The organism is Micromonospora sp. S-DT3-3-22 (assembly GCF_015354745.1).
Lineage (GTDB): Bacteria > Actinomycetota > Actinomycetes > Mycobacteriales > Micromonosporaceae > Micromonospora > Micromonospora wenchangensis.
Map to the genome: position 1 here is coordinate 17,696 of NZ_JACGMO010000021.1, position 23,294 is coordinate 40,989.

General features: G+C 70.1%; 25 protein-coding genes, 1 tRNA gene and 1 pseudogene. 14 read left to right on the forward strand and 13 right to left on the reverse strand.

Annotated elements, in window-relative coordinates; genetic code table 11:
* Positions 1-84 precede the first annotated feature (84 nt).
* On the reverse strand, positions 85-645 hold the full coding sequence (locus H1A17_RS08755) for a carboxymuconolactone decarboxylase family protein (protein WP_145917380.1): 561 nt from the start codon (positions 643-645) through the stop codon (positions 85-87).
* Between the two features lie 303 nt (positions 646-948).
* Between H1A17_RS08755 and H1A17_RS08760 the strand changes: the two genes are divergently transcribed.
* The 6 genes from H1A17_RS08760 (at position 949) to H1A17_RS08785 (ending at position 5,865) form a co-directional block, all read left to right on the forward strand.
* Positions 949-1,800, forward strand: a complete 852-nt coding sequence (locus H1A17_RS08760) for a siderophore-interacting protein (protein ID WP_194821600.1) — start codon at positions 949-951, stop codon at positions 1,798-1,800.
* Positions 1,801-1,863: 63 nt separating this feature from the next.
* Positions 1,864-2,802 carry an ABC transporter substrate-binding protein gene (locus tag H1A17_RS08765; protein ID WP_145917378.1) on the forward strand — a complete coding sequence of 313 codons (939 nt, stop codon included), beginning with the start codon at positions 1,864-1,866 and terminating at the stop codon, positions 2,800-2,802.
* Complete coding sequence (locus H1A17_RS08770; RefSeq protein ID WP_145917377.1) at positions 2,799-3,848, forward strand: iron ABC transporter permease; 1,050 nt, start codon at positions 2,799-2,801, stop codon at positions 3,846-3,848. Before H1A17_RS08765 ends, H1A17_RS08770 begins: the two co-directional genes overlap by 4 nt.
* Positions 3,845-4,912: an iron chelate uptake ABC transporter family permease subunit gene (locus H1A17_RS08775; RefSeq protein WP_309236736.1), complete on the forward strand. Its 1,068-nt coding sequence runs from the start codon at positions 3,845-3,847 to the stop codon at positions 4,910-4,912. Before H1A17_RS08770 ends, H1A17_RS08775 begins: the two co-directional genes overlap by 4 nt.
* Entirely contained in the window at positions 4,909-5,706 is a 798-nt protein-coding gene (locus tag H1A17_RS08780; protein ID WP_205789467.1) for an ABC transporter ATP-binding protein, read from the forward strand. Before H1A17_RS08775 ends, H1A17_RS08780 begins: the two co-directional genes overlap by 4 nt.
* Before the next feature lie 87 nt (positions 5,707-5,793).
* Positions 5,794-5,865 (forward strand) — tRNA-Lys (locus H1A17_RS08785).
* A gap of 65 nt (positions 5,866-5,930) precedes the next feature.
* Here the strand turns inward: H1A17_RS08785 and H1A17_RS34345 are convergent.
* From H1A17_RS34345 to H1A17_RS08825, 9 genes are all read right to left on the reverse strand, one after another.
* Positions 5,931-7,169 carry a site-specific integrase gene (locus tag H1A17_RS34345; protein WP_228543175.1) on the reverse strand — a complete coding sequence of 413 codons (1,239 nt, stop codon included), beginning with the start codon at positions 7,167-7,169 and terminating at the stop codon, positions 5,931-5,933.
* A 1-nt stretch (position 7,170) separates the two neighbouring features.
* Complete coding sequence (locus H1A17_RS08795) at positions 7,171-7,353, reverse strand: AlpA family transcriptional regulator (protein WP_194821601.1); 183 nt, start codon at positions 7,351-7,353, stop codon at positions 7,171-7,173.
* Positions 7,350-8,642 carry a replication initiator gene (locus H1A17_RS08800; protein ID WP_194821602.1) on the reverse strand — a complete coding sequence of 431 codons (1,293 nt, stop codon included), beginning with the start codon at positions 8,640-8,642 and terminating at the stop codon, positions 7,350-7,352. Before H1A17_RS08800 ends, H1A17_RS08795 begins: the two co-directional genes overlap by 4 nt.
* A 146-nt stretch (positions 8,643-8,788) precedes the next feature.
* Positions 8,789-9,703 (reverse strand): hypothetical protein, encoded by a 915-nt coding sequence (locus H1A17_RS08805; protein ID WP_194821603.1) that lies wholly within the window; start codon positions 9,701-9,703, stop codon positions 8,789-8,791.
* Positions 9,700-10,788: an FtsK/SpoIIIE domain-containing protein gene (locus H1A17_RS08810; protein WP_309236739.1), complete on the reverse strand. Its 1,089-nt coding sequence runs from the start codon at positions 10,786-10,788 to the stop codon at positions 9,700-9,702. The genes H1A17_RS08805 and H1A17_RS08810 overlap by 4 nt, the downstream gene beginning before the upstream one ends.
* Before the next feature lie 382 nt (positions 10,789-11,170).
* Entirely contained in the window at positions 11,171-11,407 is a 237-nt protein-coding gene (locus H1A17_RS08815) for a hypothetical protein (RefSeq protein ID WP_194821605.1), read from the reverse strand.
* Positions 11,407-11,682, reverse strand: coding sequence for a hypothetical protein (locus H1A17_RS08820; RefSeq protein ID WP_194821606.1), 276 nt, complete (start codon positions 11,680-11,682; stop codon positions 11,407-11,409). Before H1A17_RS08820 ends, H1A17_RS08815 begins: the two co-directional genes overlap by 1 nt.
* 98 nt (positions 11,683-11,780) lie before the next feature.
* Positions 11,781-11,903, reverse strand: coding sequence for a hypothetical protein (locus tag H1A17_RS35055; RefSeq protein ID WP_255541994.1), 123 nt, complete (start codon positions 11,901-11,903; stop codon positions 11,781-11,783).
* Between the two features lie 200 nt (positions 11,904-12,103).
* Complete coding sequence (locus H1A17_RS08825) at positions 12,104-12,430, reverse strand: hypothetical protein (protein WP_194821607.1); 327 nt, start codon at positions 12,428-12,430, stop codon at positions 12,104-12,106.
* 229 nt (positions 12,431-12,659) lie between these two features.
* Between H1A17_RS08825 and H1A17_RS08830 the strand changes: the two genes are divergently transcribed.
* Together H1A17_RS08830 and H1A17_RS08835 are read left to right on the forward strand one after the other, a co-directional pair.
* Positions 12,660-13,517 (forward strand): sigma-70 family RNA polymerase sigma factor, encoded by an 858-nt coding sequence (locus tag H1A17_RS08830; protein ID WP_194821608.1) that lies wholly within the window; start codon positions 12,660-12,662, stop codon positions 13,515-13,517.
* Between the two features lie 280 nt (positions 13,518-13,797).
* On the forward strand, positions 13,798-14,298 hold the full coding sequence (locus H1A17_RS08835) for a hypothetical protein (protein ID WP_194821609.1): 501 nt from the start codon (positions 13,798-13,800) through the stop codon (positions 14,296-14,298).
* A 714-nt stretch (positions 14,299-15,012) separates the two neighbouring features.
* On the opposite strand, the pseudogene H1A17_RS08840 reads toward H1A17_RS08835, so the two are convergent.
* Positions 15,013-15,285 (reverse strand): annotated as a pseudogene (locus H1A17_RS08840) (hypothetical protein); the annotation flags it as partial.
* A gap of 199 nt (positions 15,286-15,484) precedes the next feature.
* On the opposite strand from H1A17_RS08840, the gene H1A17_RS08845 reads away from it, so the two are divergent.
* Positions 15,485-15,742, forward strand: coding sequence for a GntR family transcriptional regulator (locus H1A17_RS08845; RefSeq protein ID WP_194821611.1), 258 nt, complete (start codon positions 15,485-15,487; stop codon positions 15,740-15,742).
* A gap of 328 nt (positions 15,743-16,070) precedes the next feature.
* On the opposite strand, the gene H1A17_RS08850 is transcribed toward H1A17_RS08845, so the two are convergent.
* A complete protein-coding gene (locus tag H1A17_RS08850; RefSeq protein ID WP_228543176.1) occupies positions 16,071-16,742 on the reverse strand; it encodes a hypothetical protein in 672 nt (223 codons plus the stop codon).
* 582 nt (positions 16,743-17,324) lie between these two features.
* Between H1A17_RS08850 and H1A17_RS08855 the strand changes: the two genes are divergently transcribed.
* The 5 genes from H1A17_RS08855 to H1A17_RS08875 all read left to right on the forward strand — a co-directional run bounded on the left by H1A17_RS08855 (position 17,325) and on the right by H1A17_RS08875 (position 22,739).
* Positions 17,325-18,647 carry an NAD(P)/FAD-dependent oxidoreductase gene (locus tag H1A17_RS08855; protein ID WP_145917375.1) on the forward strand — a complete coding sequence of 441 codons (1,323 nt, stop codon included), beginning with the start codon at positions 17,325-17,327 and terminating at the stop codon, positions 18,645-18,647.
* Complete coding sequence (locus tag H1A17_RS08860) at positions 18,647-20,218, forward strand: aminotransferase class I/II-fold pyridoxal phosphate-dependent enzyme (protein ID WP_145917374.1); 1,572 nt, start codon at positions 18,647-18,649, stop codon at positions 20,216-20,218. The genes H1A17_RS08855 and H1A17_RS08860 overlap by 1 nt, the downstream gene beginning before the upstream one ends.
* Before the next feature lie 243 nt (positions 20,219-20,461).
* On the forward strand, positions 20,462-21,358 hold the full coding sequence (locus H1A17_RS08865; RefSeq protein ID WP_194821612.1) for a hypothetical protein: 897 nt from the start codon (positions 20,462-20,464) through the stop codon (positions 21,356-21,358).
* Entirely contained in the window at positions 21,346-22,218 is an 873-nt protein-coding gene (locus tag H1A17_RS08870) for a hypothetical protein (protein WP_194821613.1), read from the forward strand. The genes H1A17_RS08865 and H1A17_RS08870 overlap by 13 nt, the downstream gene beginning before the upstream one ends.
* Positions 22,219-22,346: 128 nt before the next feature.
* On the forward strand, positions 22,347-22,739 hold the full coding sequence (locus tag H1A17_RS08875) for an SCO5389 family protein (protein WP_194821614.1): 393 nt from the start codon (positions 22,347-22,349) through the stop codon (positions 22,737-22,739).
* Between the two features lie 71 nt (positions 22,740-22,810).
* Here the strand turns inward: H1A17_RS08875 and H1A17_RS08880 are convergent, their stop codons facing one another.
* On the reverse strand, positions 22,811-23,203 hold the full coding sequence (locus H1A17_RS08880) for a Fur family transcriptional regulator (RefSeq protein ID WP_145917370.1): 393 nt from the start codon (positions 23,201-23,203) through the stop codon (positions 22,811-22,813).
* Positions 23,204-23,294: the final 91 nt, after the last annotated feature.

Consider the following 23,294-nt stretch of genomic DNA (forward strand, 5'->3'; position numbering starts at 1 on the left):
GTGCCCGGGGACGGAACTGGCCGACGCGCTCCGGCAGGCCCGCTGACGGCGCGCCGCGCCGACGTCACGGGCCTGCCGGGCCGGTCACTCGTGGATGACCTCCTGTTGCAGTACGCCGAGGTAGCCGTGGGCGGCGATCCGCTGCGCGCGGTCGGTGTAGAAGTCGGGGTCGTCCGGCAGGACGGTGGCCAACCCGTCGACGTAGCGGTTGAACATGCAGAACGCGGCCGCGATCAGCACGGTGTCGTGGATCTCCACGTCGGTGGCGCCCTCGGCCCGGGCAGCGGCCACCAGGTCCCCGGTGACCTCGCGGCCACCGCGCTGCACCGCGCCGGCCACGTCCAGCAGCGCCCGCATCTTGGCCGACACCGGCGCGCTGTCGACGTCGTCGTGCACCTGCTCGACCAGGGGCATTCCCTCGGGGAGTTGCGCCGCCGCGTACGCCGCGTGGGCGGAGTAGCAGTACCGGCACTCGTTGAGACCCGACACATAGGCTGCGATGAGTTCTCTTTCGCCCCGGGTCAACGTGCCCGGGCCACACAGCAGGGCCTCGACCAGCGCGTTCAGCGGCAACGCCGTCTCCGGCCGGAAGCGGAACAGGCCGCGGATTCCGGGTTCATTCGTATTGAGCGTGATGTGTGGCACACGAACTCCTTCGCCGACGCGTGGAAAGCCCGGACCTGCGGAGACCCGGGCCGGCGTCAGATTGGGCCACCACCATGGCCACCGTCAATGTTCCGCGCATTTTTCCTGGTCGGGCGGCCGACTCCGGGAACGCCGCGACCGGGGGCGAGGGATGCCGCCGGGGAGTTCGTCGCCGGCCCGGCGGGTTCCACCGTTGCGACGGGCGTCGCGCGGGGGTCACCGGACGCCGGCCGGGTGGGCCCGGGTCACTGCCGGGTCCGGGGCGGTGAGCTGCCCGGACGGGGCACGCTAGCCTCTGCCGGCATGTCAGCATTCGGCAACTCGCCAAACGTCCTGTTCGCGACGACCGTGACGGCGACCCGGCAGCTGTCGCCCGGGTTCGTCCGGGTGACGCTCGGCGACGAGCGGCTGCGGGAGATGGCCCCGTACCAGCTCGACCAGCGCATCAAGATCATGCTTCCGGTCGACGGCGGCTACCCGGCCGAGCTGCGGGCGGGGCAGCCCGAGCAGACGTGGCGACGCGAGTGGCGGTCCATTCCCAGCAGTGTGCGCCCGAGGCTGCGCAGCTACACCGCGTACCGGACCCGGCCGGCGGCGGGCGAGCTGGACCTGGACTTCTACCTGCACCAGCCGCACGGCCCGGCGAGCGGCTGGGCGGCGGCGGCCCGGCCGGGTGACCGGCTGCTCCTGTCGGGCCCGCACGTGGGGGCCGGCCACCCCGGGTACGGCGTGCAGTGGGAGCCGGGGCCGGCGACGCGGGTGCTGATCGCGGCGGACGAGACGGCGTACCCGGCGGTGCGCGGCATCCTGTCCGGCCTCGGTCCGGGGGTGCGGGCGACGGTCCTGCTGGAGGCCGGCGACGCGGCGGACGCCGGCACCCTCGACGACGTGGCCGCCGGTCACCAGGTCGAGGTCCGGCTGCGGGGCGACGCCCGGGGCGGGACGACGCTGACCGGGCTGGTGGCCGACTGGCTGGCCGGCAACGGTCGGGCGGCGGCGACTGCGGGAACCGACTTCTACGCCTGGGCAGCTACGGAGAGTAGCAAGATTGTCGTGTTGCGCCGACTCTTCACCGAGGCGCACATCGATCCGGAACAGGTGCACACCCAGGGCTACTGGCACGACCGGCCAGCCCGCGAAGAGATCGATGATTAGGTAATGCTAACCTAAACATCGCCGCGAGTAATCACTGTCAGTAGCCAGACGGGAACCTGCACCATGCGCACGCCCACCCCTCGGACAATCCGCCGACGTCTCCTCGCCCTCACCGTCGCCTCGGCGGCGGTGCTCGCCGTGGCCGCCTGCGGCTCCGACGACTCCGACCCGGCGGGCAGCGTCGGCGACACCAGAACCGTCGAGCACGCACGCGGCAAGACCGCCGTGCCCAACAAGCCGACCCGGGTCGTCGTCCTCGAACCGGTCCAGCTCGACACCGCCATCGCCCTGGAGATCACCCCGGTCGGCGCGGCCGTGCTCAGCGAGGCAGCCGGCGTGCCCAAGTACCTCGGCGACAAGGCCGCCGGCATCACCACCGTCGGCACCGTCCAGGAACCCAACGTGCAGAAGATCGCGGCCCTCAAGCCCGACCTGATCATCGGCACCGAGTCCCGCCACTCCGCCCTCTACGACCAGCTCACCGACGTCGCCCCGACCGTGTTCATGGCGTCCCAGGCCGACCCGTGGCAGGACAACGTGAAGTTCACCGCCACCACGCTCGGCGGAGCGGACTCCGCCGACAAGCTCCTCACCGGCTTCCAGCAGCGGTGCGCGGAGATCGCCAAGAAGTTCGGCACCGCCGGGAAGACCGCGCAGCTCATCCGCCCCCGCGACGGCGTCCTCACCCTCTACGGGCCCACCTCGTTCGCCGGCAGCGCGCTGGAGTGCGTCGGCTTCACCACCCCTAAGCGCGACTGGGAGAACTCCATCTCGGTCGACGTCTCCCCCGAACGGGTGCTGGAGGCCAAGGCCGACCACGTCTTCGTCACCACCGTCGACGTCAACGACCGCAGCACCATCCCCGCCTCGGTCACCGCCAACGCCGCCGCCTTCCCCCGCCTGCACCTCGTCGACCAGTCGTTCTGGATCACCGGGGTCGGCACGGTCGGCGGGCAGGCCGTCCTCGACGACCTCGAACGCATCCTCACCGCGTCGAGTTGACCACCACCGCACCCGCCCGCGCGGCACGGCCGACCACCGGCCGTGCCGCGCGTCGCCGTACCACCCGACGCTGGCTGGCCGGCGCGGTCGTCGTACTCCTGGGGTCGCTGGTGTTGTCGGTCTTCGTGGGCGCGAACCCGGTGCCCCCGGCGGACGTCTGGGCGGCGCTGCGGGGCGCGGGCAGCGACACCGCGCAGTACGTCGTCTGGGGACAACGCCTACCCCGCACCCTCGCCGGGCTGCTCGTCGGTGCCGGGCTCGGCGTGGCGGGCGCCCTGATGCAGGCGTTCACCCGCAACGCGCTCGCCGAACCGGGCATCCTCGGCGTCAACGCCGGCGCCGCCGCGTTCGTCGCCGCCGGCATCGCCTTCTTCGGGATCACCTCGCCGGCCGGCTACATGTGGCTCGCCCTGCTCGGCGCGCTCCTGGTCGCCGTCGCCGTGTACGCCGTCGGCGGCGCCGCCGACCTGCGGGCCACCCCCACCCGGCTGCTGGTGACCGGGGTGGCGACCGGTGCCGTGCTCGCCGGCCTGACCACCGGGATCACCCTCACCCACCCCGACACCTTCGACCGGATGCGCGGCTGGAACGCCGGCAGCCTGCTCGAACGCGACACCGCCGTGGTGCTGCCGGTGCTGCCGCTGATCGTGGCCGGGCTGCTCGCCGCGCTGGTCGCGGCCCGCAGCCTCAACGCGCTCGCGCTCGGCCCCGACCTGGCCGCCGCCCAGGGCGTCAGCCTGGTCCGGACCCGGCTGCTCGTGCTCGGTGCGGTGACCCTGCTCGCCGGTGGGGCGAGCGCCATCGCCGGCCCCATCTCGTTCGTCGGGCTCGTGGTGCCGCACCTGGTGCGCTGGGGCGTCGGCACCGACCAGCGCCGCATCCTCGCCGGATCGTTGCTGGCCGGCGGGATGCTGGTGCTGCTGGCCGACGTACTCGGCCGGGTCGCCGTCCTGCCGAGTGAGATGCCCGTCGGCATCGTCACCGCGTTCGTCGGCGCGCCCGTGCTGATCGCGCTGGCCCGACGCCGACGGGCGACCGCGCTGTGAGCCGGCCGGTCCGCCGCACCGCCGGAGGTCGCCGGCTACTGCTCGGCACCGACCGCCGGCACGTGGCCGTCGGCGTACGCGAAGCCGCCGTCTGCGCCGCCGCCACGCTCGTCGTCGCGGTGCTGGCGGTCGTCGGCCTCTGGCTGGGTGACTTCCCGCTGCGCCTCGACGAGGTGCTCGGCGTGCTCGGCGGCCGGATCGACGGGCTGACCCGCACCGTCGTGCTGGAGTGGCGGCTGCCCCGCATCGCCGCCGCCGTCGCCTTCGGCGCGGCGCTCGGCGTCGCCGGGGCGATCTTCCAGACCATCACCCGCAACCCGCTGGCCAGCCCGGACATCATCGGCCTGGCGAACGGCTCGTTCACCGGCATGCTGATCGCCCTGCTGCTGCTCGGCGGCGGCTGGCACCTGCTGATGCTCGGCTCGCTCGCCGGTGGCCTGCTCGCGGCGCTGGCGATCTACCTGCTCGCCTACCGGGACGGCCTCTCCGGGTTCCGGTTCATCGTCGTCGGGGTCGGCGTCTCCTCGATGCTCGCCGCCACCAACACCTGGCTGCTGCTCCGCGCCGACCTGGAGACGGCGCTGTTCGCCGCCGCCTGGGGCGCCGGTTCGCTCAACGCGGCCACCGCCGACGTGGTCTGGCCGGCCGCTGCGATCATCCTGGTGCTGCTGGCCGTCACCCCGCTGTGGGCGGCGGCCCTGGCCCAACTCGAACTGGGCGACGACGTCGCCGCCGCCAGCGGAGTCGCGGTCGACCGGAACCGCGCCGTCCTCGTGGTCATCGCGGTCGCCCTGGTCAGCGCGGTCACCACCGTCGCCGGCCCGATCTCCTTCGTCGCCCTGGCCGCCCCGCAGATCGCCCGCCGGCTCGTCCGGGCACCCGGTCTGCCGCTCGCCGCCACCGCCGGGGTCGGGGCGCTGCTGCTGCTCGGCGCCGACCTGATCGCCCAGCACGTGATCCCGCTGACCGTGCCGGTGGGGGTGGTCACGGTCACCCTCGGCGGCGCGTACCTGCTCTGGCTGCTCGTCCACGAGATCAGGAGGACCCGATGGTCGACCAGCTGACCGCGCGGCTGCGGGCCGAGCACGTCACCCTCCGGTACGACCAGCGGACCGTCAGCGCCGACCTGTCGTTCGCCGTGCCCGACGGCTCGTTCACCGTGCTCATCGGGCCCAACGCGTGCGGCAAGTCGACGCTCCTGCGGGCCCTGTCCGGGCTGCTCCGCCCCGCCGAGGGCCGGGTCACGCTCGACGGATCGGACCTGGTCACCCTGCCGGCCAAGGAACGCGCCCGGCGGATCGCGCTCCTGCCGCAGACCATGACCGCGCCCGAGGGGATCACCGTACGTGAACTGGTCGGCCGGGGCCGCTACGCCCACCAGCGGGTGCTGCGCCGCTTCTCCCACGCCGACGAGGAGGCCGTCGAGTCGGCGCTCGACTCCACCGGCACCACCGACCTGGCCGACCGGCGGGTCGACGAACTCTCCGGCGGGCAACGCCAGCGGGCCTGGATCGCCATGGTGCTCGCCCAGGAGACGCCCCTCGTCCTGCTCGACGAGCCCACCACCTACCTGGACGTGGCACACCAGATCGACGTGCTCAACGTGCTGCACCGCCTGGTCACCCGGGGACGCACCGTGGTGGCCGTGCTGCACGACCTCAACCACGCCGCCCGGTACGCCACCCACCTGGTGGCGATGCGCGACGGCCGGATCGTGGCCGAGGGGCACCCGGCGTCGACGGTCGGCGCCGGGCTCGTCACCGAGGTGTTCGGGATGCCGAACCAGGTCGTCCCCGACCCGGTCACCGGAGCACCCATGGTCGTACCGGCCGACACCAGGGAACCGGCCGCGGGGTGAGGTGGGGTGACCGCCCGCCCGGCTGTCGGGGGCTGCCCGCAGGCGTACCCGAACCGGAGGACGTGGTCGGGTAACCTGTGGGCCGACGGGCCGCTAGCTCAATGGCAGAGCTGAGGACTTTTAATCCTTAGGTTCAGGGTTCGAGTCCCTGGCGGCCCACTCTTGACCGCCTCTGAGCTGGGAACGCGCCAAACAAAGATCATCGGGCACAGCCAGGGCACAACTCAGCTCGAATGTTGGTCGGCGCGAGGTTGCCGCCGTGTGCTGTCTGCGTTCCGCAGGAGGCCACCGACCAGGCCACGCGGCCGGTCCTTCTTTGGCATCCAGTGGACGTAGGTTTCCAGCGTGATCCGCAGGTTGGCGTGTCGGAGCGCGTTCTGCACCTCCTGGGGCTCGACACCATTGCTCATCAGGGTGGTGGCGAAGAAGTGGCGCAGGGAGTGAAAGGTGCCCTCCTTCGGCCAGCCGGCGGCTTCGCGCCAGCCCGCCCACAGCTCCGACCAGTAGGTGTCGGTCAGCAGCTTCCCCCGGGACGAGGTGAACAGAAAGGCGACCGAACGAGTCCGCCGCTCCCCCGCAGTGATGTCGGGAAGGACGAATTCGACGGGGCCGACGTCGCTGACGTGGGCGGTTAGTTCCTCGGCGACGACCGCGTCCAGGTCGACGGTGCCGGTGGAACCGCTCTTAGGTGTCGAGAGGTAGAAGCCGCCGAAGTGCTCCGGAGAGTGCCGCAGCTGCTGGACGACGTGCAGCTCTCCACGGTCGAAGTCCGCGCAGCGCGGGCCGTGTTCCATGCCCAGTACCTCACCGAGACGAAGCCCCTCCCCCGCTCCCAGCCAGATGGCGGCCCGGTACCGGCGCGGGACCACCTCGACGAGCTTGAGCACCTGATCACCGGTCGGAACCCACTTCGGTGCCCGCGACAGACCGCGCAGGATCTGGGCAAGCTTCACGCCGTTGCACGGGTTGTCGGGGATCACCTTGTCGACAACAGCGGCGTTCATGATGGTCTTGAACAGGCCGAAGTACAGGCTGACCGACGATTTCGGTGTTCCGTCATCGAGTAGGCGGCTGAGCCATGCCAGCACGTCAGTCAGGTTGATGGAGCGTATCGGCCTCGCGCCGAAGACGGGCAAAAGGTGCTTCCGCAGGTTCTGCGGAATGCGCCGTCGCGTCTCTGTGGCCCAGCCCGACTCACGCGCTTCCCTCCACCGCTGCGCGTACTCGGCGAAGGTCAGCCGCTCCGTCTCACGCCTGGCCTTCACCTCGGCCGCCACTCCCGAACGGCATTCGAGGTCGAAGGCTTCCGCGTCGACCTTGCGCTCAAACAGGCGCTCCCGAGGCTCACCGCCACCGTCGGCGTAGCGCACCCGCCACCGCTTGCCCCGGCCGTGTCGCTTCGACGGGAGCCGCTTCTTGTCCGGCCCCCGCTTGGTCAGGTACCACAGGTCGTCAATAGGCATGTCAGGCCGCCCGCTGGTCGAACCAGGCGCGGACGTCGGCAGGGTCGTATCGGAGGTGCCGGCCGACCCGGGAGGCGCGGGGACCGATCCGGCGGTGCCGCCACTGGTAGAGGGTGCCGACCGGGATGCCGAGGAACGCTGAGACGTCGGTGACGCTCCACAGCCGTTCGGGGGTGGCGTTCATCGGGGTTCCTTTCTGGCTTGCTGTCGGGTCGTTCGGATGCGGTTCCCGATGGCGGTGGCGAGTTCGAGTTGTTCGGGGGTGTCGTAGCCGATGCCGAGGATCTGCCAGTCGTTGGCGACCAGGACGTCGGTGTCGTCGGGCAGGCCGGCGTCGGTGAGTGCCGTGCGGAGCTGGTGGGCCTGACGTTCCGCCCGGAGGTTCTTGAAGGTCGTGGAGTAGATGCGCGACTTGGTGAGGAAGTGGCCCCGGAAGCCGAGCATGTGAGCCCAGTGGCGCAGCTTGAGTTCGGTGTACTGGTCGAGGCCGCCGAGGTCCCAGGCGGTTTGGATCATGGCCCGGTGGTGGTCGGACACCCGTAGGAGCGCGATGTGTTCCTGTGAGCGGATGCGCCGATCTCCGGTTTCGGTGGCCCCGGTGCCCTTGGTGGCGTACTTGGCGATGTAGCCGGCCAGCCGGGTGTCGGTGACGACCTGGTCGCCATCGTCGCCGCCATCTATGTCGATGTCGGTGGCGGTGATGTCCTTGACGTCGACCTGCTTGCCCCACTGGAGGACCAGCGGGGTTCCGTCGGGGCGTGCGGTGTCCAGCTCGACGGACGAAGCCGCGGTACGGACCGCGTCGGTCAACACGTCCGGGGTGAGCCAAGCCGGAGGCGTCGAGTCCGGGCCGGAGGGTCCGTCAGCGCGGATGACCGCGTGGAAGTGGACCAGGCCGCGCCGCTGGTACTCGGCAACCTTCGCGTAGGAGATCCGCAGGTGTGCCCCGGACGCACGGACGGTGAGGCCGCCAGCGGCGGCAACGGCCCGGCGGAGAGCGATGGTGAACCGGTGCCAGAGTTGCCCGCTGTGTGCCTGCCACAGCACCGCTCCGGTGTAGTCGTAGGTGCCCGGATCGAGCGGGCTACCCAGGAGCGGATGCCCTTCCGGGTGCCAGCGCCCGCAGGAGCAGGGCCGCTTGCCGGGCCGGTTGTGGACGGTGCCGAACGACGGGGCGGTGAGGGTCACGAACAGGCGGGTCGACCGGGCGACGGTGTCGGGGACGCCCTTGCCGCCGGACATGCCCGCGTGGATGAGGTGCCAGGCGTCGGCGGCGTACCGGTCGGCGCAGGTCGGGCAGACGGCGGCGCGGCGGGTGCCGCAGGAGGCCCACACCCGGCCCTGCCGTGCGGCGATCAGGTCCCCGGTGCCGAGGTGGCGGACCTCCCACTTGCCGACGAGGCGGACCGGCTGGAGGCAGCCCTTGACGCTCTCGACGCCGGCCCGCCATTCCTTGTACGCCGGCGACCGCATCCACCGTGTCAGCGCGGCTTCTGGGTCGTGGTCGACCGGGGTGGGTCGAGAGAGACGAGGAGGTGAGGACATGGAATCCCTCCAGGGACGGGCCTGCCGTGCCCCCGGGTGCTCTGAGGGGCACGGCAGGCCGTAGCGAGTGAAGGTCAGTGCTGATAGCCGTTGGCGGTGACCGGGGTGAGCCGGTCGACCACCCGGGCCGCGATCGGCAGTGGTAGGCGGGTGGCGCGTTGGACGTCGACGGCGGTCACCGGGGCGGGCGAGTCCGCGACGAGTTGCCGGATCTGCGCCTGCATTCCCGCCGGGATGCCCAGCCCCTCCAGCTCCACCACCACAGCCGGAACCGGGGGCAGGGGCGGGGGCGGAGTCTCCGCCCGAGGGACCGGGACCGGGACCGGGACCGCAGTGGTCTGCTGGGGCATGACCGGAACGGTCGGGACGTCGACCACCGCAGCCGGAGCCGACACGGTCGGTTCGGTCACCTTGGCGTCAGGCTTGGTCAGGACGATGGCCCGGCGTGCTTGGGTGCAGCGCGCTTGCACGATGGGCATGACTTCGGCGAGGAAGAACACCAGGACCGGCACCATGATGTGCGCGGCGAGCATGCCCGCGCTGATCGTGCCTTCACGGGGCCAGAGCGCCGGTACGACGTTCATGACGAGGGTGGAGCCGAGAAGGAACCGTTTGAGCCAGTCGACGGCCCCGGAGTCGATGTCGATGCTCCGGGCGATCATCGCGGCTTCCCATCGCAGGATCGTGATGAGGATGCCGACCAGGCACGGTTCGACGCCCCAGCAGCCCCACCACACCGGATCGGCCGGGGTGAGGTGCCCGGCGAGGAAGTCTTGAACGCCGGTGGTGGTGAACACCGACCCGACCGCCAGGAACACCCACAGCGACCGGGTTACCGACACCCGGAGGCGTTCGATGTCGACGATGTCGAGTGCGGCGGCATCCTGCTCCAGGTCGTGAAGCTGACGCGCCACGTCCAGCCGCCGGGACAGCTTGCGGACCGGCCGAGGCGGACGAGCCGGCTTGGCGCCCTCCCGCGTGTCGCTCACCGCTGGCCCGTCGCGGCGAGTTCGGACACCGGCCAGCCGGCAACACGGACGAGGTCGGCGATGTCGGAGTCGTCGCAGTACGCGGCCCGGACCCGCACGGGGGTACGGGAACGCTGCTTCACGACGAACCCGATCCCGGCCGACTCCAGCACGTTCGGAATCTCGTCAGCGAGGGCACCCCGGCGGCGCATGTCCTCACCGAGGACCATGTCAACGTGCCCGGCCGACGTGGTCCGCAGGCACACCCGCAGGGAGAACAGGTCACGCTGCGGGATGACGTCCTTGGTGGGTTCCTGGAGCGCGCCGATCACGGTGCCGCCCAGCGCGCGAGCCTGCGACAGGATCAGCGGCAGAACGGACTGAGCGCCCTTGGTCAGCGACCGGTCGCCGTAGCCGGTCACCGCGCCCAGCTCGTCGAGGACCAGGACGTCAAGCGGAGTCTCTCGGGACATGACGAAGGTTCGCCGGCCCTGCTCGGCCAAGGTGCGCTTGCGGTCCTGCATCGTGGCCCAGAAGCCCTGGATGACCTCGACGATGTCGGCGTCGGTCTCGGCGTACCGGTGGGAGACCGGCTGGAGGGCGTTGAGTTCGGTGCCCTTGGGGTTGACCACGTGCAGGCGGACCAGGCCGTCACGGATCAGCGGCGCGCACGCCCGCAACGCCATCCACGTCACCGAGTTCTTCCCCGACCCGGAAGCCCCACCAACAAGCCAGTGCTGCCCCAGCAACGGCGCAACCCAATCGGTCCCGTGCTCGGTCTCACCCAGATACACCCGGGACAGGTCCACCGCCTCCGAGTCGCCCAAGAGGTCCGGCGGAATGATCGGCTCCGTGAACGGCTCCGACCGCTGCACCACCAACGCGATCACCTGGGGGCGCACCCGCTCGACGCCGACCCGCTCCGCCTGCAACGAGACCGCCAGAGCGTCAGCGGCTTCCTCCCACATCTTCGGCGTCTGCCCGAGCAACAGCCGCACGTAGACGGTTTCCGTGGACGGGGAGTGCGAGCGGATACGGATGATCCGGGGCACGTTGATCACGCCCGTCGTGCGGTGGACCGTGACCAGGTTGCACGCCTCCACCACCCGGCTCCACCACGGCCCCAGGTAAGCCCGCGACAGCCACCGCCGCCGCACCGCCCGCAACCGTGGGGCCGCCACCAACTCCCAGGAGTCCGGGTGACCCCGGTACCAGCCGACCCCGGCAGCGACCGCACCGGCCATCACGCCGCCCGTGGTCACCGGCCCGAACTCGACCAGACCAGCGCCCAGCGCGGCCGGAGCCGCCACGAACCCCGGGTGCCTGGCAGCCCACCCCGCCACACGCCATTCCCAACCCCGAACGCGCTTACCCATCTCCCGCACCTACCTTCACCAATTCGAATGCAATCCATTACTGATGTTTTGGGCACAGAAAAGGCCCGGATCGAATTACCAACCCGGGCCTTTTCCGTCGAACAACTGTCGGTCAGCGGACCCCTTCGAGCATCTTCTTCGCGAGCGTCGTCGCCCGCTTCGCCTTGTCGGTCTCCTCCAGCCACGGCGTGGCCTCTTCGAGGAGGACCAGCAGCACCGCCACCGCCCGACGCAACTCGTCGTAGTTCTTCATGTAGCGGTACCGCTCCGGCATTCCCTTCATCGACCGGCGCAGCAGACGCATCGCCTGATCGACCCCGTCGTAGGTGTCAGTGACCCGGTACGACATCAGTTCACCTTCCACGGCTTGGCGATCAGGTCCGCCTCATACGTCTTGACCCGCACCTTGAACGCCAGAAGCGACTCCACCGCCTGCCGGTGCGCCTCCTCCAGGTCCTCAATCCGAGCGGCGAACTGGTACAGCGTCCCCGGCGGCGGCTCACACGACTTGATCAGGCTTTTCACACCGTCGAGGAGCATCGCCAGGCCCTGCACGTTGCCCATCAACGCCTCATACCGCCGCCGGCCGGTCATCGACTTCACCAACTCCGGCACCAAATCCACACCTGCTCCTCCCGGTCACGGAAGCCCACACGATCGGTGGACACCACCCACCCCCGGGAACCCGCACCCGGGAGGGATGGAAACCACCGACCAGGCGGTCACTCCCGGCCCGTCAGACGCCACACCCGCCGCCATCGGCGCGTCTCACGACGAATCAGACCGACGTTCACCGAAACCGAAAGGATCAGCAACCCGATAAGAGTCAACTCGAAATCAGACATAGCAACCTCCCCTCATTTCTTGAATAGTGATATCAACCTGTTTTAGGCAAGGTTCTATCCACTGTGTAATTCTCAATGAACATGCTGCCGAGGATGAACCGATAGGCGGCCCATTGCCTCGACGAAGTGCCCCGACCCGACTCGAACGGGTCGCCCACCAGACAGGGGCGGGGCGAACGATCAGAAACGCGGCCGGGTGCTCACCGCGCGGTCTTGAGGCCCTGCGCCTTCCAGGTCAGACCCGACCGGCCGTCCCGCTCCCAGTGCGACACCGTCGGCCCGATCAGCTCCACCAACTCCCCCTCCTCCACCTGGCCGGGGTCAGCCGAGAGCGTGATCTTCAGTTCCTCGCCCTTGCCCCGGTAGCCGTCCTCCGTCGCCACCGGCTTGGCGAACACCGCCACCGTGAACAGCGGGTCATTCGTGCCGTAAGCCGTGATCACCTTCCCCTCCTGATCTGCCTTGATCGACGGCTCCTCCACCACACGCAGCTTGTAGCCGGACAGGTTCACAGGGATGTTCCGCATCTGGGCTTCTCTCCTTCGGCCGACCCTCGGGTGGTCGGACATCGTTGCCTTAGGTGGGTCCGAGTAGGGCGGATACAGCGGTGCCCAACCCCGGAGGGGTCTGGAGCTGCCTCCGTAACCCCCCTTACGCCACAACCGTAAGTCGGGCTTCCGTCTTCGTCAAGGGGCCACTCTAGGTTTCCGTAACCCCCCTTACTAGACTGGCCTCACCACCCCGGAGGGAGAGTCTGTGGAAGAGCTACAGAGGGTTAGAGACACCCCGGACCCGCTGGATCGGGTTCGGCTGGCGACTGAGGCGATGGCCGACTATCAGGCTGCGATCGCTGAGTTCGGCAAGCTGCGCCGGGATGCCGTGGACTACCTACGCAGCCAAGGTATGACGTTGGCGGAGATTGCCGACAAAGCAGGCGTAAGTCGCGCACGGCTGTCACAGCTCAGCGCCGCGCCGAAGAGAGCCCCGGAGCGCATCCTGTTCTCGGAGGGGTCGACCGTGACGTTCGCAGTCGACACCAAGCAGGAGAGCGGGTCCGGGCGTCCTGTTGTGCACCAGGAGCACGCGGCTGCGATCGAGATCCTTAACCGCACCGTTCGCCGAACTGGCTTGGAACCCGTCGAGGTCGAGTACATCGTTCCTCCCGGCCTAATTGATCTTAACCGTGAGGGCCTGGTGGTGATCTGTGGTCCGCGACGGTCGCCGCTGATTGCGCAGATGCTAGCGGCGGACGAGCGTTACGGATTCGAGAAGGATGCCGATGGCTGGTATCTCTACGATAAGGCGACCGGACGTCAGTACCGTTCCCCGGAGGATTCGGGTAAGCCCGGTGACTATGCCTATCTGGGTCGCCTGCCGAGGCCGGACGGGCGGGGTTACTGGCTTTACATGGCTGGAATCCATGCGCCAGGTGGTCAGGGCGCGGCGATGTATCTCGAACAGGAGCTAACCGACCTGTATCGGGACGTGAAGGCCACTCGCTGGTCATGCTTGGTCGAATGCGAGTGGGACCCCGAATCGCGCCAGATTCAGCGCGCGGAACTGCTGGCACCAATCCATCAGCCTGGGAGGAAGAGTGTACGTAAGCGTAGCTAGTGAATCCGGACATCCTGACGGCAGGAACGAGGATTGGGCTGGTACCACAACGAACGTTGCTGTTGTCCTTGACGGACTTTCTGAGGCACCGGAGACGGGCTGTATACATGGAACGCCCTGGTACGTGCACCAACTCGGATGCAAGCTGTTGTGGCTCGCGGGCAACTCTGGCCGAGGCTTGGTGGAAGTGTTGGCGGATTCCATCGATGCTGTGGCAGCTATGCACCGCGACTCCTGCGACCTCGCCCATCCTGGTTCCCCGTGCTCGACGGTAGCAATGGTGAGGAATGTCGGAGACTCGCTGGAGTATCTTGTCCTCTCGGACTCCGTGATAGCGTTTGATCGTGTCAGCGATGGGCCGATAGTGGTACAAGACAAGTCGGTTAACGCCTTCGCCTCTAATAGCGCACGAGCTGCCAGCTCCAATAAAGACAAGAGCAATAATGCGGCTCTTGTCGCGTTAATTCGTGAGCAGCAACAGGTAAGAAACCGACCCGGTGGCTACTGGGTGGCGCAGGTCGACCCGTCGGCCGCTGCACATGCGATGTCCGGAGTCGTGGACGAGGTACACGGTGCTGCGCTGCTGTCAGATGGAGCCGCTCTTCTCGTTACCGATTTCAGTGTTATGGATTGGCCCGAACTGTTGACCCTCACCTACGAGCAAGGCCCGTCGGCCCTGATTGCGGCCACCCGCGAACTTGAGGACCGTGATCCCGATGGTTTGATCTGGCCGAGGTATAAGCACCGGGACGACGCCACAGCGGTGGTTTGTCGCCTGTAGCGCATTACCGGAGGGCAGTGTGTTCAGACTTTCTTTACTTGGTCAAGGGCGGGCCTTCGGCCCGCCGCCGTGTTCGCGCCGGGGCGCGCGTGCGGCCTGGCGGCCGGTCACGCCCCGGCGCACGGCGTAGCAAGGGGAGCAGTCGACAGTCGCAGGCGGCCGGGACTGGGTGCACGCGGCGCAGCTCCCGACGCCGACTGGGACATGGCGGGTAGAACTGACGACGTGCAAAGGCCTACCTGAGGAGGCGAGGTGGCTCAGCGATCGCAGCACCAGGGGGGTCGGTGCCCCGTCTGCAAACGCGTCGTAGCCCTCACCGCTGGCGGAAGGGTCGCGCGGCACAACGGCACCATTCGCGCCTACGCCCCGCCCGAGGAGTGCCCTGGGAGCGGACAGCGAGCAGAAGCCACGGAGTCATGAGCAGCAGCGCGGCCCTGCGTAGATGCCAATTCATCGGGTCGAATGGCCCGCAAGGGAGGACCGGCAAGCCCCAAGCATGGGGGCGGCGGTCGCGGTGCCCGAGCTGGTGACCCCCCGTGCCAGGTCCTACCGCTGTCCAGGTCAGGTCAAAACCGGCACCTGGGAAGGGGGTGGGGAGCCGCTGTGGGCGGGGTGGTCGACCAGGGGCCGGCTGCGTGGCTGGTCCGGGTCAGGTCAAAGGCGCTGCTGTGGCGGTGTCCACCGGGTGTTCGGCCGTGACACGAAAGGCGAGCCCGACGTCAGGCGCCCTTCAGAACGACGGACCCGCTTGAGGCCGGCCAGCCGTACGAAGATCTCCCGCTTGGTGACGGCCTGGCCCTGGCCGTCGAGTTGGTAGCCGGTCACCCACGCCCAGCCGTCATAGGTGGGCCGGGGGCAGACCGAGATCACCCGGAGCACGAACGCGGGTGTCCGCGCGAACTGCACCGACGCTTCCCGGCTGATCAGCAGTTCCTCACCCGGCGTCGGGGGCTGGAGGCGAGGTAAGGCCCGTGGGTCAAGAGGCATGCTCTTCCCTCCCTGCGGTGGCCCTGCCCGACCGGATTCGGAGGAGACCGGCCGGGCAGGGGTACCGCCGCACCGGGGCGGGTTGGGGCCTCCACGACCAGCGCAGCGGGATAGCCGCAACGTACCAACGTTGGACTACCTACGTCTAGATACGTAGAAGGTCGATGCCGATCATGGGAGGACTTCTAGCGTCAGCAGCATGGAGCCCGACCCGGACGCTGACATCGATCACGGCGCGCCACTGCCGCCGTATCGTCAACTGGCTGGCATCCTCGTGGCCCGGATTCGTCGGGGTGACTGGCAGCCCAACAGGGCTATCCCGTCCGAGTCTCAGCTTGTTCAGGAGTACGGCCTTGCTCGGGCGACCGTGCGACGCGCGATCGCGGTACTCGTGGACCAGGGCGTGTTGTTCGTGGTGCCGCAGCGCGGAACGTTCGTCAAGCCGGAGGGGCAATAGTCTTCGATGCCCGATGCATGATCATCCGGCACAGATCCGGCACAACTGAGACCAGAAACCCCTGTAAAACGTCAAGAGGCGATGAAGGCCGCCGCCCTGCTCGCAGGCCGAAACTGTCCGGTTGAGGCTGATCCGCCAATGCCGTCCGGCACTAAGGGTTCGAGTCCCTGGCGGCCCACCACCTGAACTGACAAACAGGCCCTCATCGCCTTTCGCGTTCACCCCTTACAACCGCCCTGTGCCGGGCTGGGGCTTGGCGGCCGACCAGACGCAGCCCAACTCCCGGGGCGGCGGCCCGCCGTCCGTCCCGGGAGCGACCACGGTCTGGTCAACGCCACTGCATGAGATTGTTGACGATCTCGGGCGTGATCCGGGTAGCGATGTTGTTGGCGAGGCTGGGCCCGGTGGCGTACGGGTTGGTGGTGAGGATCGCCGCGACCGTGATGGGTGGGCAGTCGGCACAGGGGGCCGGCGGCGGCGGGCACGGGCATGGTTTCACCAGTACCGGTGGCCGGGGGCACAGCTCGTCCCAGTCCGTTGCGGAGAACAGCGCCGACACCGGCGGCTGGGCGAAATAGATCGGGCTGCCGTCCTGCCCACTGGTGAAGGGGTGCCGGACGTAGAGGAAGTTCGCGTCCTCGGCGCGGACGGAGTCGCTGCTGGTCCACTGCCCAGGCCGGTCGGACGGATATCCCTGGGTCGTCGTGCACGACCCGGTCGTGGTTTGTGTCGGGTAGCCCAGGCCGAACCAGCCGGTCCTGGTGCCGACCGTGCAGTTGAGCCGGGCCGCCCCGTAGTCGTGGGCCGGATCTCCCCCACCCGGGGCGTTGGAACGCCCGGTCCAGCCCACTGGCGCGAACAACTGGACGGCGGCGCACGAACCGAACGGCGCGTTGCTGCCATCGGAGCCCGGGTACGCCACGATGTTGGGACGCCACGTGCCGCCCGGACCGGTGTGCAGGCAGTGGCCAGCAGACGCGACCGTACGTTCACTGATCATGAAGCCCGTGCACTGGCCACCGGGGAACGTCAACCGGACGGTGGCACTTGCGGGATACCCGGTGGTCGGGCTGACCGGTGTCCGTGTGTCGGGACCGAAGATCGCGGCGGACGCCGGACTCCCCGGAGGTGCCGCAGCACCGACAACCACCGCGACAAGGGCTATCAGCAACCATCTCTTCTTCACCATGGCTCTCCTCTGGCCGGGCGGGGTGTTCCCCTTGTCCACCAGGCTGCGCCGACGCGACGTGTCCGGCCGATTCCCGGAAGCCCCCGGACAACGATCAGCGTCCAGCAACGGACGGCCCGGCTCGGGGTGATCCACGCAGTGGCGGCCCCGCACGCCTTCGAGGTCACCTCCGACGGCCAACTCCACACGAAGAGCCCATGTGCGCGATGAAGCCCGATCCGCAATGTTCCACTGTGGACGTAAGCTATGCTCTGCGCTCGGGCTGGCCGGGCCGGGTGGTGCAGGCACCGGAGGCAACCGTCGAGGCCCCTGACAGACCCGGGTTGACCTGCGGCGACTCCGCACCACGGCGGGTACGTTTCCCCACCGCCACCCCCGGAAGGACCGAGGCAGATGTACGACGCCATCGTGATCGGTGCCCGCTGTTCGGGCGCGTCCACCGCGCTGCTGCTCGCCCGGCAGGGCCACCGGGTGCTGGTGGTGGACCGCGCCTCGTTCCCCAGCGACGTCATCTCGACACACTTCCTCTGGCCGCACGGGATGTCCTACCTGAACCGCTGGGGGCTGCTCGACGAGGTTCTCGCGGTCACCCCGGCACACACCACGGTCGAGGTGGTCAACGACGGCATCTCGCTTACCGGTTCGGTGCCGGTCGAGCTGCTCCGGGAGTACTTCCGGGACCTGCACGGCGACGACTCCGGCGTGGTGCAGAGCTACGCCTCGGTGCGGCGGCGGGTGCTCGACCAGATCCTCGTCGACGCGGCGGCCGGGGCCGGGGCCGAGGTACGCACCGGGTTCACCGTCCGTGAGCTGGTCGTGGAGGACGGGCAGGTGGTCGGCGTACGGGGGCGTGGAGTCGACGGGGAGCAGGTCGAGGAGCGGGCCCGGATCGTGGTCGGCGCCGACGGCCGGAACTCGTTCGTGGCCCGTACCCTCGGGTTGCCGAAGTTCGACGAGCGGCCCCGCTGCACCTTCGCGTACTGGAGCTACTGGTCCGGTTTCGACCTCGGCCCGGCGCAGCTGCACCGGCGCGGCCGGCTGGCCTGCGCGGTGGTGCCGACCAACTTCGGGCAGAACATGGTGCTGGTCTGGGGGCCGAGCGAGTGGTCGCGGGAGTTCCGCGCCGACGTGCCGGGCAACTACCAGCGGGCCCTGGACTTCGTCAGCCCGGAGCTGGGCGAGATGGTACGGGCCAAGGGGACCCGCGAGGAGCGCATCTACGGCACCCTGGACCAGTCGGCGTTCCTGCGACCGCTGCACGGGCCGGGCTGGGTGCTCGTCGGTGACGCCGAGTCGGCCAAGGACCAGTGCACCGCGATCGGCATGACCCACGCCTTCCGCGACGCGGAACTGGTCAGCGCCGCGCTGGACCGGTGGCTGCGCGGTGCCGCGTCGATCGACGAGGCGATGGCCGCCTACGGGGGCCGCCGTCGCAGCCAGAACGCCGCCGCCTACCACGACTACGTCTGCACGCTGGCCGAGATGCGGCCGTACCGGCACGACGAGTTGCAGCTGTTCGTCGCGTTGCGGGGCAACCAGCAGGAGACCGACCGGTTCATCGCCACGCACGCCGACGTCGCCCCGGTGTCGGAGTTCTTCCAGGCGTCGAACCTCTTCCTGCTCAACGACGCCGCGAAGGAGTCGTCGGCCGACCACGCGGTGTTCGCCGACTTCGCCGCGACGTCCCGCTCGTACCAGCAGAACCTGTTCGCCTGATGACGCACCCGGGAGACGGCACCGTGACCATCGAGCTGGACCAGCGTGACGACGGCGAACTGATCGGGATCATCCTGGCGGCGGCCCGGCGCGGGGACGCGGCGACCATGGCGCGTACCGCGTCGGAGGTCTCCGAGATGACCCGCAACTGGGCCACCCACGTCCCGTGGGACGACCTCGGGTCGCTCGACGGCGACGAACTGGCCCGGGTGGTCGAGGACCTGACCGAGATGTGGGAGCCGGCCCACCTGCGCAACCCCGTCGACCCCGACGAGGAGTACGCGCTGGACAAGAACGCCTACGACTTCTACCGGCCCGCCGGGCGCAACCTGCTGACCCGTACCGAGGACTTCTACGACTGGGTGCAGGCCCGCCGTCGTACCGAGACGTGGCAGTACTCCCGGGTGCTGGAGGCGGCGCCGGACAGCGTCGCCCAGATTACCAACGACCTGGGCCGGCGGGCCCGGGGCATCAACTTCAACTCGCAGGACTACCTGTCGTTCAACACCCACCCGGGGATCCGGGAGGCGGCGGCGAAGGCGATGCACGACTACGGGCCGCACAGTGCCGGCTCGCCGATGGTGCTCGGCAACACCCGCATCTCGGACGACCTGGAGGCCGCCCTCGGCGACCTGGTCGGACTCGACCACGTGACGCTCTTCCCGACCGGCTGGGCGGCCGGTTTCGGGGCGGTCGTCGGCCTGGTCCGGCAGTCCGACCACATCCTGATCGACCGGCTGGCCCACTCCTGCCTCCAGCAGGGGGCGCGGGCGGCGACCCGCAACGTGGTCCGCTACGAGCATCTCAACGTCGAGGCGGTCCGCCGGCACCTGACCGGGATCCGGGCCACCGACAGCCGCAACGGCATCCTGGTGGTCACCGACGGGCTCTTCTCGGTGGACGCCGACTGGCCGGACCTGGTCGCCCTGCAACGCCTCTGCCGGGAGCACGACGCCACGCTGCTGGTCGACGTGGCGCACGACCTGGGCTCGATGGGGCCGGGCGGCACGGGCGTGCTGGGGATGCAGGGCCTGCTCGGTGAGGTCGACATCGTGATGGGGGCGTTCTCCAAGACGTTCTGCTCCAACGGCGGTTTCGTGGCGTCCCGGTCGCCGGCCCTGAAGCAGTACGTGAAGATGTTCGGCGGCTCGCACTTCTTCTCCAACGCGCTCTCCCCGGTGCAGACAGCGGTGGTGCGGGAGGCGGCCCGGATCATCCGGTCGGCCGAGGGGGACGCGCTACGGGCGCGGCTCTTCACGGCGATCCACGCGCTGCGGGACGAGCTGACCGGGCGGGGCCTGACCTGCATGGGTGAGCCGTCCCCGATCGTGCCCCTGCTGATCGGCAACGAGAAGCTGGCGCGGACGGCGAACCGGCTGCTCTTCGACCGGGGGGTGCTGGCGTTCATGGTCGAGTTCCCGGTGACCCCGACCGGTTCGTCGCGGTTCCGGCTCCAGGTGCAGGCCGGGCACCGGCCCGAGGAGGCGCGCGAGGCGGCCCGGATCATCGAGGGCGCGCTCGCCGACTCGCGGGCCTACCTCTCCAGCGCGTTCGGCAGCGCGCCCCGCTGACGGGCGCGTTACCCCTGCGGCTCCATCCACAATGGCGTAACGTGTCGATCCGGTCGCCGTGCGGAGGTGAGAGGCGTGCCACCACGCAGACCCAGACGGACCAGGGGCCAGCGCAGACCGGAACCGCCGCAGCCGGCAGCGGCCACGCCCCGGGAAGCGGTCACGCCGCCGCAGGCAGCCGAGCCGCCGCAAGCAGTCACGCCCCGGGAGGCAGCCACGCCGCAGCCGACGGGACCGCAGCCGGTGCCGGCCGCGCCGCTGTCGGACGGGCAGCCGGATGCCGCCGCTGACCGGTCCACCCGGCGCAAGCTGCTGCTGGCGGCGGGTGGGGCGGCGGCCAGCGCGGTGATCGGCACGGTGATCGGCGCGGTCGCCAACCGGATCACCTCCGCGGAGCAGGCGGTACGCGACGACCGCGCGGTCGAGCAGGCCAAACGGGCCGACGCCCAGCGGAAGCCGCCGATCGCGACCAACGCCTACTACTACGACCGCTCCGACGAGGCGGTGGTCTGGGCCCTGGCCACGCCGCTGACCGGCGACCAGCGGCAGCGACTCCTCTCCCGGTCGCTGCCGGCCGAGGGGGAGGTCGCGGACACCTTCCCGGACGTCGTGAACGGGGTGGTGCGCTCCGTCGACGGGCGGCTGGCCCGGGTCCTCACCCGGCTCCGCGTCTCCGCGGTCGGCCAGTGGACCGGCCCGGTGTTCGTCAGGCAGATCCGCGCGCGGGTGCTCAAGCGTTTCGCGCCGCTGTCCGGCACTCTCCTCCTCCGGGGGAGCCAGGGCGACGGGGAGCCGCTGAGCATCGGTTTCGACCTGGACGAGCCGGAGAGCGTCGCCCGGGTGATCAGTCCGAAGGACGAGACGCTCGGTGCGGCCTACGTGGACCGCCGCGCGCTGACCCTCAGCCCGGGTGAGCCGGTGACCATCGACGTCCAGGCGTACACCGACCGGTCGTACTGCGAATGGGTCATCGAACTGGAACTCGACCTCGGCGGCGAGAAGCGGGTGCAGGTGGTCGATGACCACGGTCGGCCGTTCCGCAGCACCGGCGTGGCCGCCCGCTACCAGGACCGGTACCACGTGAGCCTGCTCGACGGCTGGACCGCGGACGGCGCCGGACCGCCGGTGTGGAAACTGTGAACACCGGCCGGCGGCAGACCGCCCTGCTCGTGGTCGCCCTGGTCCTGCCCGCCCTGCTGGCCTTCGGGGTGGTCCGGTTGCTCGGGGCGCGGGACGGGGCGGGACACCGGGCCGCGTCGCCTCCACCGTCGGGCCCGGCCAGCCCGTCCGACGCGGTCGGCGTCGGCCCGGTCCTCGACGTGACCGCCCGGATCACCGGCACCGAGGACGGCACCGAATTGACGTTCCTGACCACCCGGGCCCGCGCCGAGGCGGGACCGCCGGCCCCGGTCACGGACTGTCGGCAGTTCGCCGGGTGGGCGCAGCGCGACGGCGGCATCCCGGTGGGTGTCGCGCCGGTGCACGCCCTGTCGGTGCACGCCCGGCGCACCCTCGACATCGGTGGCGTGTCCGTGGCGGCGGTGTCGGTCACCGACGTCGACCTGTCGGGCGGGGACGGTCCCTGGGTCGAGTTGGCCTGCCGGGACGACGCCCCGGCCCCGGCCACCACCCCTTCCGGCAGCGGACGGCCGGCGGGCAGGTGGGAGGGGGACCCCGGTCGGCCGCGCGTCCTCGTCGCCGGGCAGACGATCGAGCTGCCGGCCCCGCTGGGCCCGCCGTACGACGGCGGCGAGGTGTTCCCGCACGGCACGGTCGACTACCAGCTCCGGGTACGGATGGAGATCGACGGGGTGGTCGAGGAGCACCGGCTGCGCAACGGCGACGTGCCCTTCCGGTGCTGTGGACGGGTCACCCACATGGGTTTCCAGGCGGCCCGCTACGAGTGGCGGGTGTCGCCCGCGCGCTCGCTGCGGTACTGCGCCGAGCTGCGGTGGACCGGGCAGCCCCCACCGCCGAAGTGTGAGCTCAGGCGCGGCTGAGCCGGACGGGACGGAGCCGCACCGCTCCGGCAGCCGGAGTGTCGCTGTTGACGCGGACGGGGTGACGTGGTGTGCTCCCTGCGTTAGCGCTAACGACAATCATAATCGTTATCAGCTGAGGAGCGCCCATGTCTCTCACCGTTCCATCCGCCCTGCTGGAAGCCGCCGAGGCGGGCCCCGTCGACGACCGGGACTTCGTCGCCTGCGTCCGGGACTCGCTGCCGTACGCCTGGCAGACCGTGAGCCGGGTCGTCGCCGACCTGGAGTCGTCCGGCGCGGACCGGGCGGACAACGTCGTACCGCCGCCCGGTGACGCGGAGCGGGGGCAGTTGCTGCGCGCGATGGCCAGCGACGCCATCCGGGCCAGCCTGGAGCGCCACTTCGGGGTCAGGCTGGCGTTCCAGAACTGCCACCGGGTCGCCGCGTTCCGGCCGGCGGCGGTCGACTCGGAGCCCTACCGCCGGTTCGTCTCCACCCGTGGCCAGCTCCTGAACCAGTCACCCGAGCTGCGCAACTGCTGACCCGCCGCACGGGTGGGCCGGACCGGGGAGAACCGTCCCGGTCCGGCCCACCCGGCGACGTGGCCGGGTCGTCAGCGGGCGCACTCCGCGCAGGTGCCGAAGATCTCGAAGGTGTGCCCGACCTCGGTGAAACCGTGCTGGGCGGCGACCTGGTCGGCCCACCGCTCGACCGCCGGCCCGGCCACCTCGACGGTGCTGCCACACCGGCGGCAGACCAGGTGGTGGTGGTGCCGGCTCTGGCTGCACCGGCGGAACAACTGCTCGCCGCCGGGCAGCCGGGTGGAGTCGATCTCCTGGGCGTCGACGAGCAGTTGCAGGGTGCGGTAGACCGTGGTCAACCCGACCCGGGCCTTGCGGGCCAGCAGCATCTGGTGCAGTTGCTGCGCGGTGTGGAAACCGTCGACCTCGCGCAGCAGCGCCAGCACCTCGCCGCGCTGACGGGTGTTCCGGGTCACGTTCGGCATCGCCTGGGTCACCGTACCGCCGTCTCCGCTCGTCGCCCCGGCCCCCGCCCGGCGGCCGTCGCTGCTCCCCGCCCCCACCGGTCCACGCGGA

Coding starts and splice junctions, on each gene's coding strand:
- H1A17_RS08825 (WP_194821607.1), bottom strand. CDS start 12,430: ATGCGGAACATCCCTGTGAACCTGTCCGGCTACAAGCTGCGTGTGGTG.
- H1A17_RS08765 (WP_145917378.1), top strand. CDS start 1,864: ATGCGCACGCCCACCCCTCGGACAATCCGCCGACGTCTCCTCGCCCTC.
- H1A17_RS08800 (WP_194821602.1), bottom strand. CDS start 8,642: ATGCGGTCGCCGGCGTACAAGGAATGGCGGGCCGGCGTCGAGAGCGTC.
- H1A17_RS34345 (WP_228543175.1), bottom strand. CDS start 7,169: ATGCCTATTGACGACCTGTGGTACCTGACCAAGCGGGGGCCGGACAAG.
- H1A17_RS08760 (WP_194821600.1), top strand. CDS start 949: ATGTCAGCATTCGGCAACTCGCCAAACGTCCTGTTCGCGACGACCGTG.
- H1A17_RS08815 (WP_194821605.1), bottom strand. CDS start 11,407: ATGTCGTACCGGGTCACTGACACCTACGACGGGGTCGATCAGGCGATG.
- H1A17_RS08860 (WP_145917374.1), top strand. CDS start 18,647: ATGACGCACCCGGGAGACGGCACCGTGACCATCGAGCTGGACCAGCGT.
- H1A17_RS08795 (WP_194821601.1), bottom strand. CDS start 7,353: ATGAACGCCACCCCCGAACGGCTGTGGAGCGTCACCGACGTCTCAGCG.
- H1A17_RS08880 (WP_145917370.1), bottom strand. CDS start 23,203: ATGCCGAACGTGACCCGGAACACCCGTCAGCGCGGCGAGGTGCTGGCG.
- H1A17_RS08855 (WP_145917375.1), top strand. CDS start 17,325: ATGTACGACGCCATCGTGATCGGTGCCCGCTGTTCGGGCGCGTCCACC.
- H1A17_RS08850 (WP_228543176.1), bottom strand. CDS start 16,742: ATGATCAGTGAACGTACGGTCGCGTCTGCTGGCCACTGCCTGCACACC.
- H1A17_RS08845 (WP_194821611.1), top strand. CDS start 15,485: ATGGAGCCCGACCCGGACGCTGACATCGATCACGGCGCGCCACTGCCG.
- H1A17_RS35055 (WP_255541994.1), bottom strand. CDS start 11,903: ATGTCTGATTTCGAGTTGACTCTTATCGGGTTGCTGATCCTTTCGGTT.
- H1A17_RS08875 (WP_194821614.1), top strand. CDS start 22,347: ATGTCTCTCACCGTTCCATCCGCCCTGCTGGAAGCCGCCGAGGCGGGC.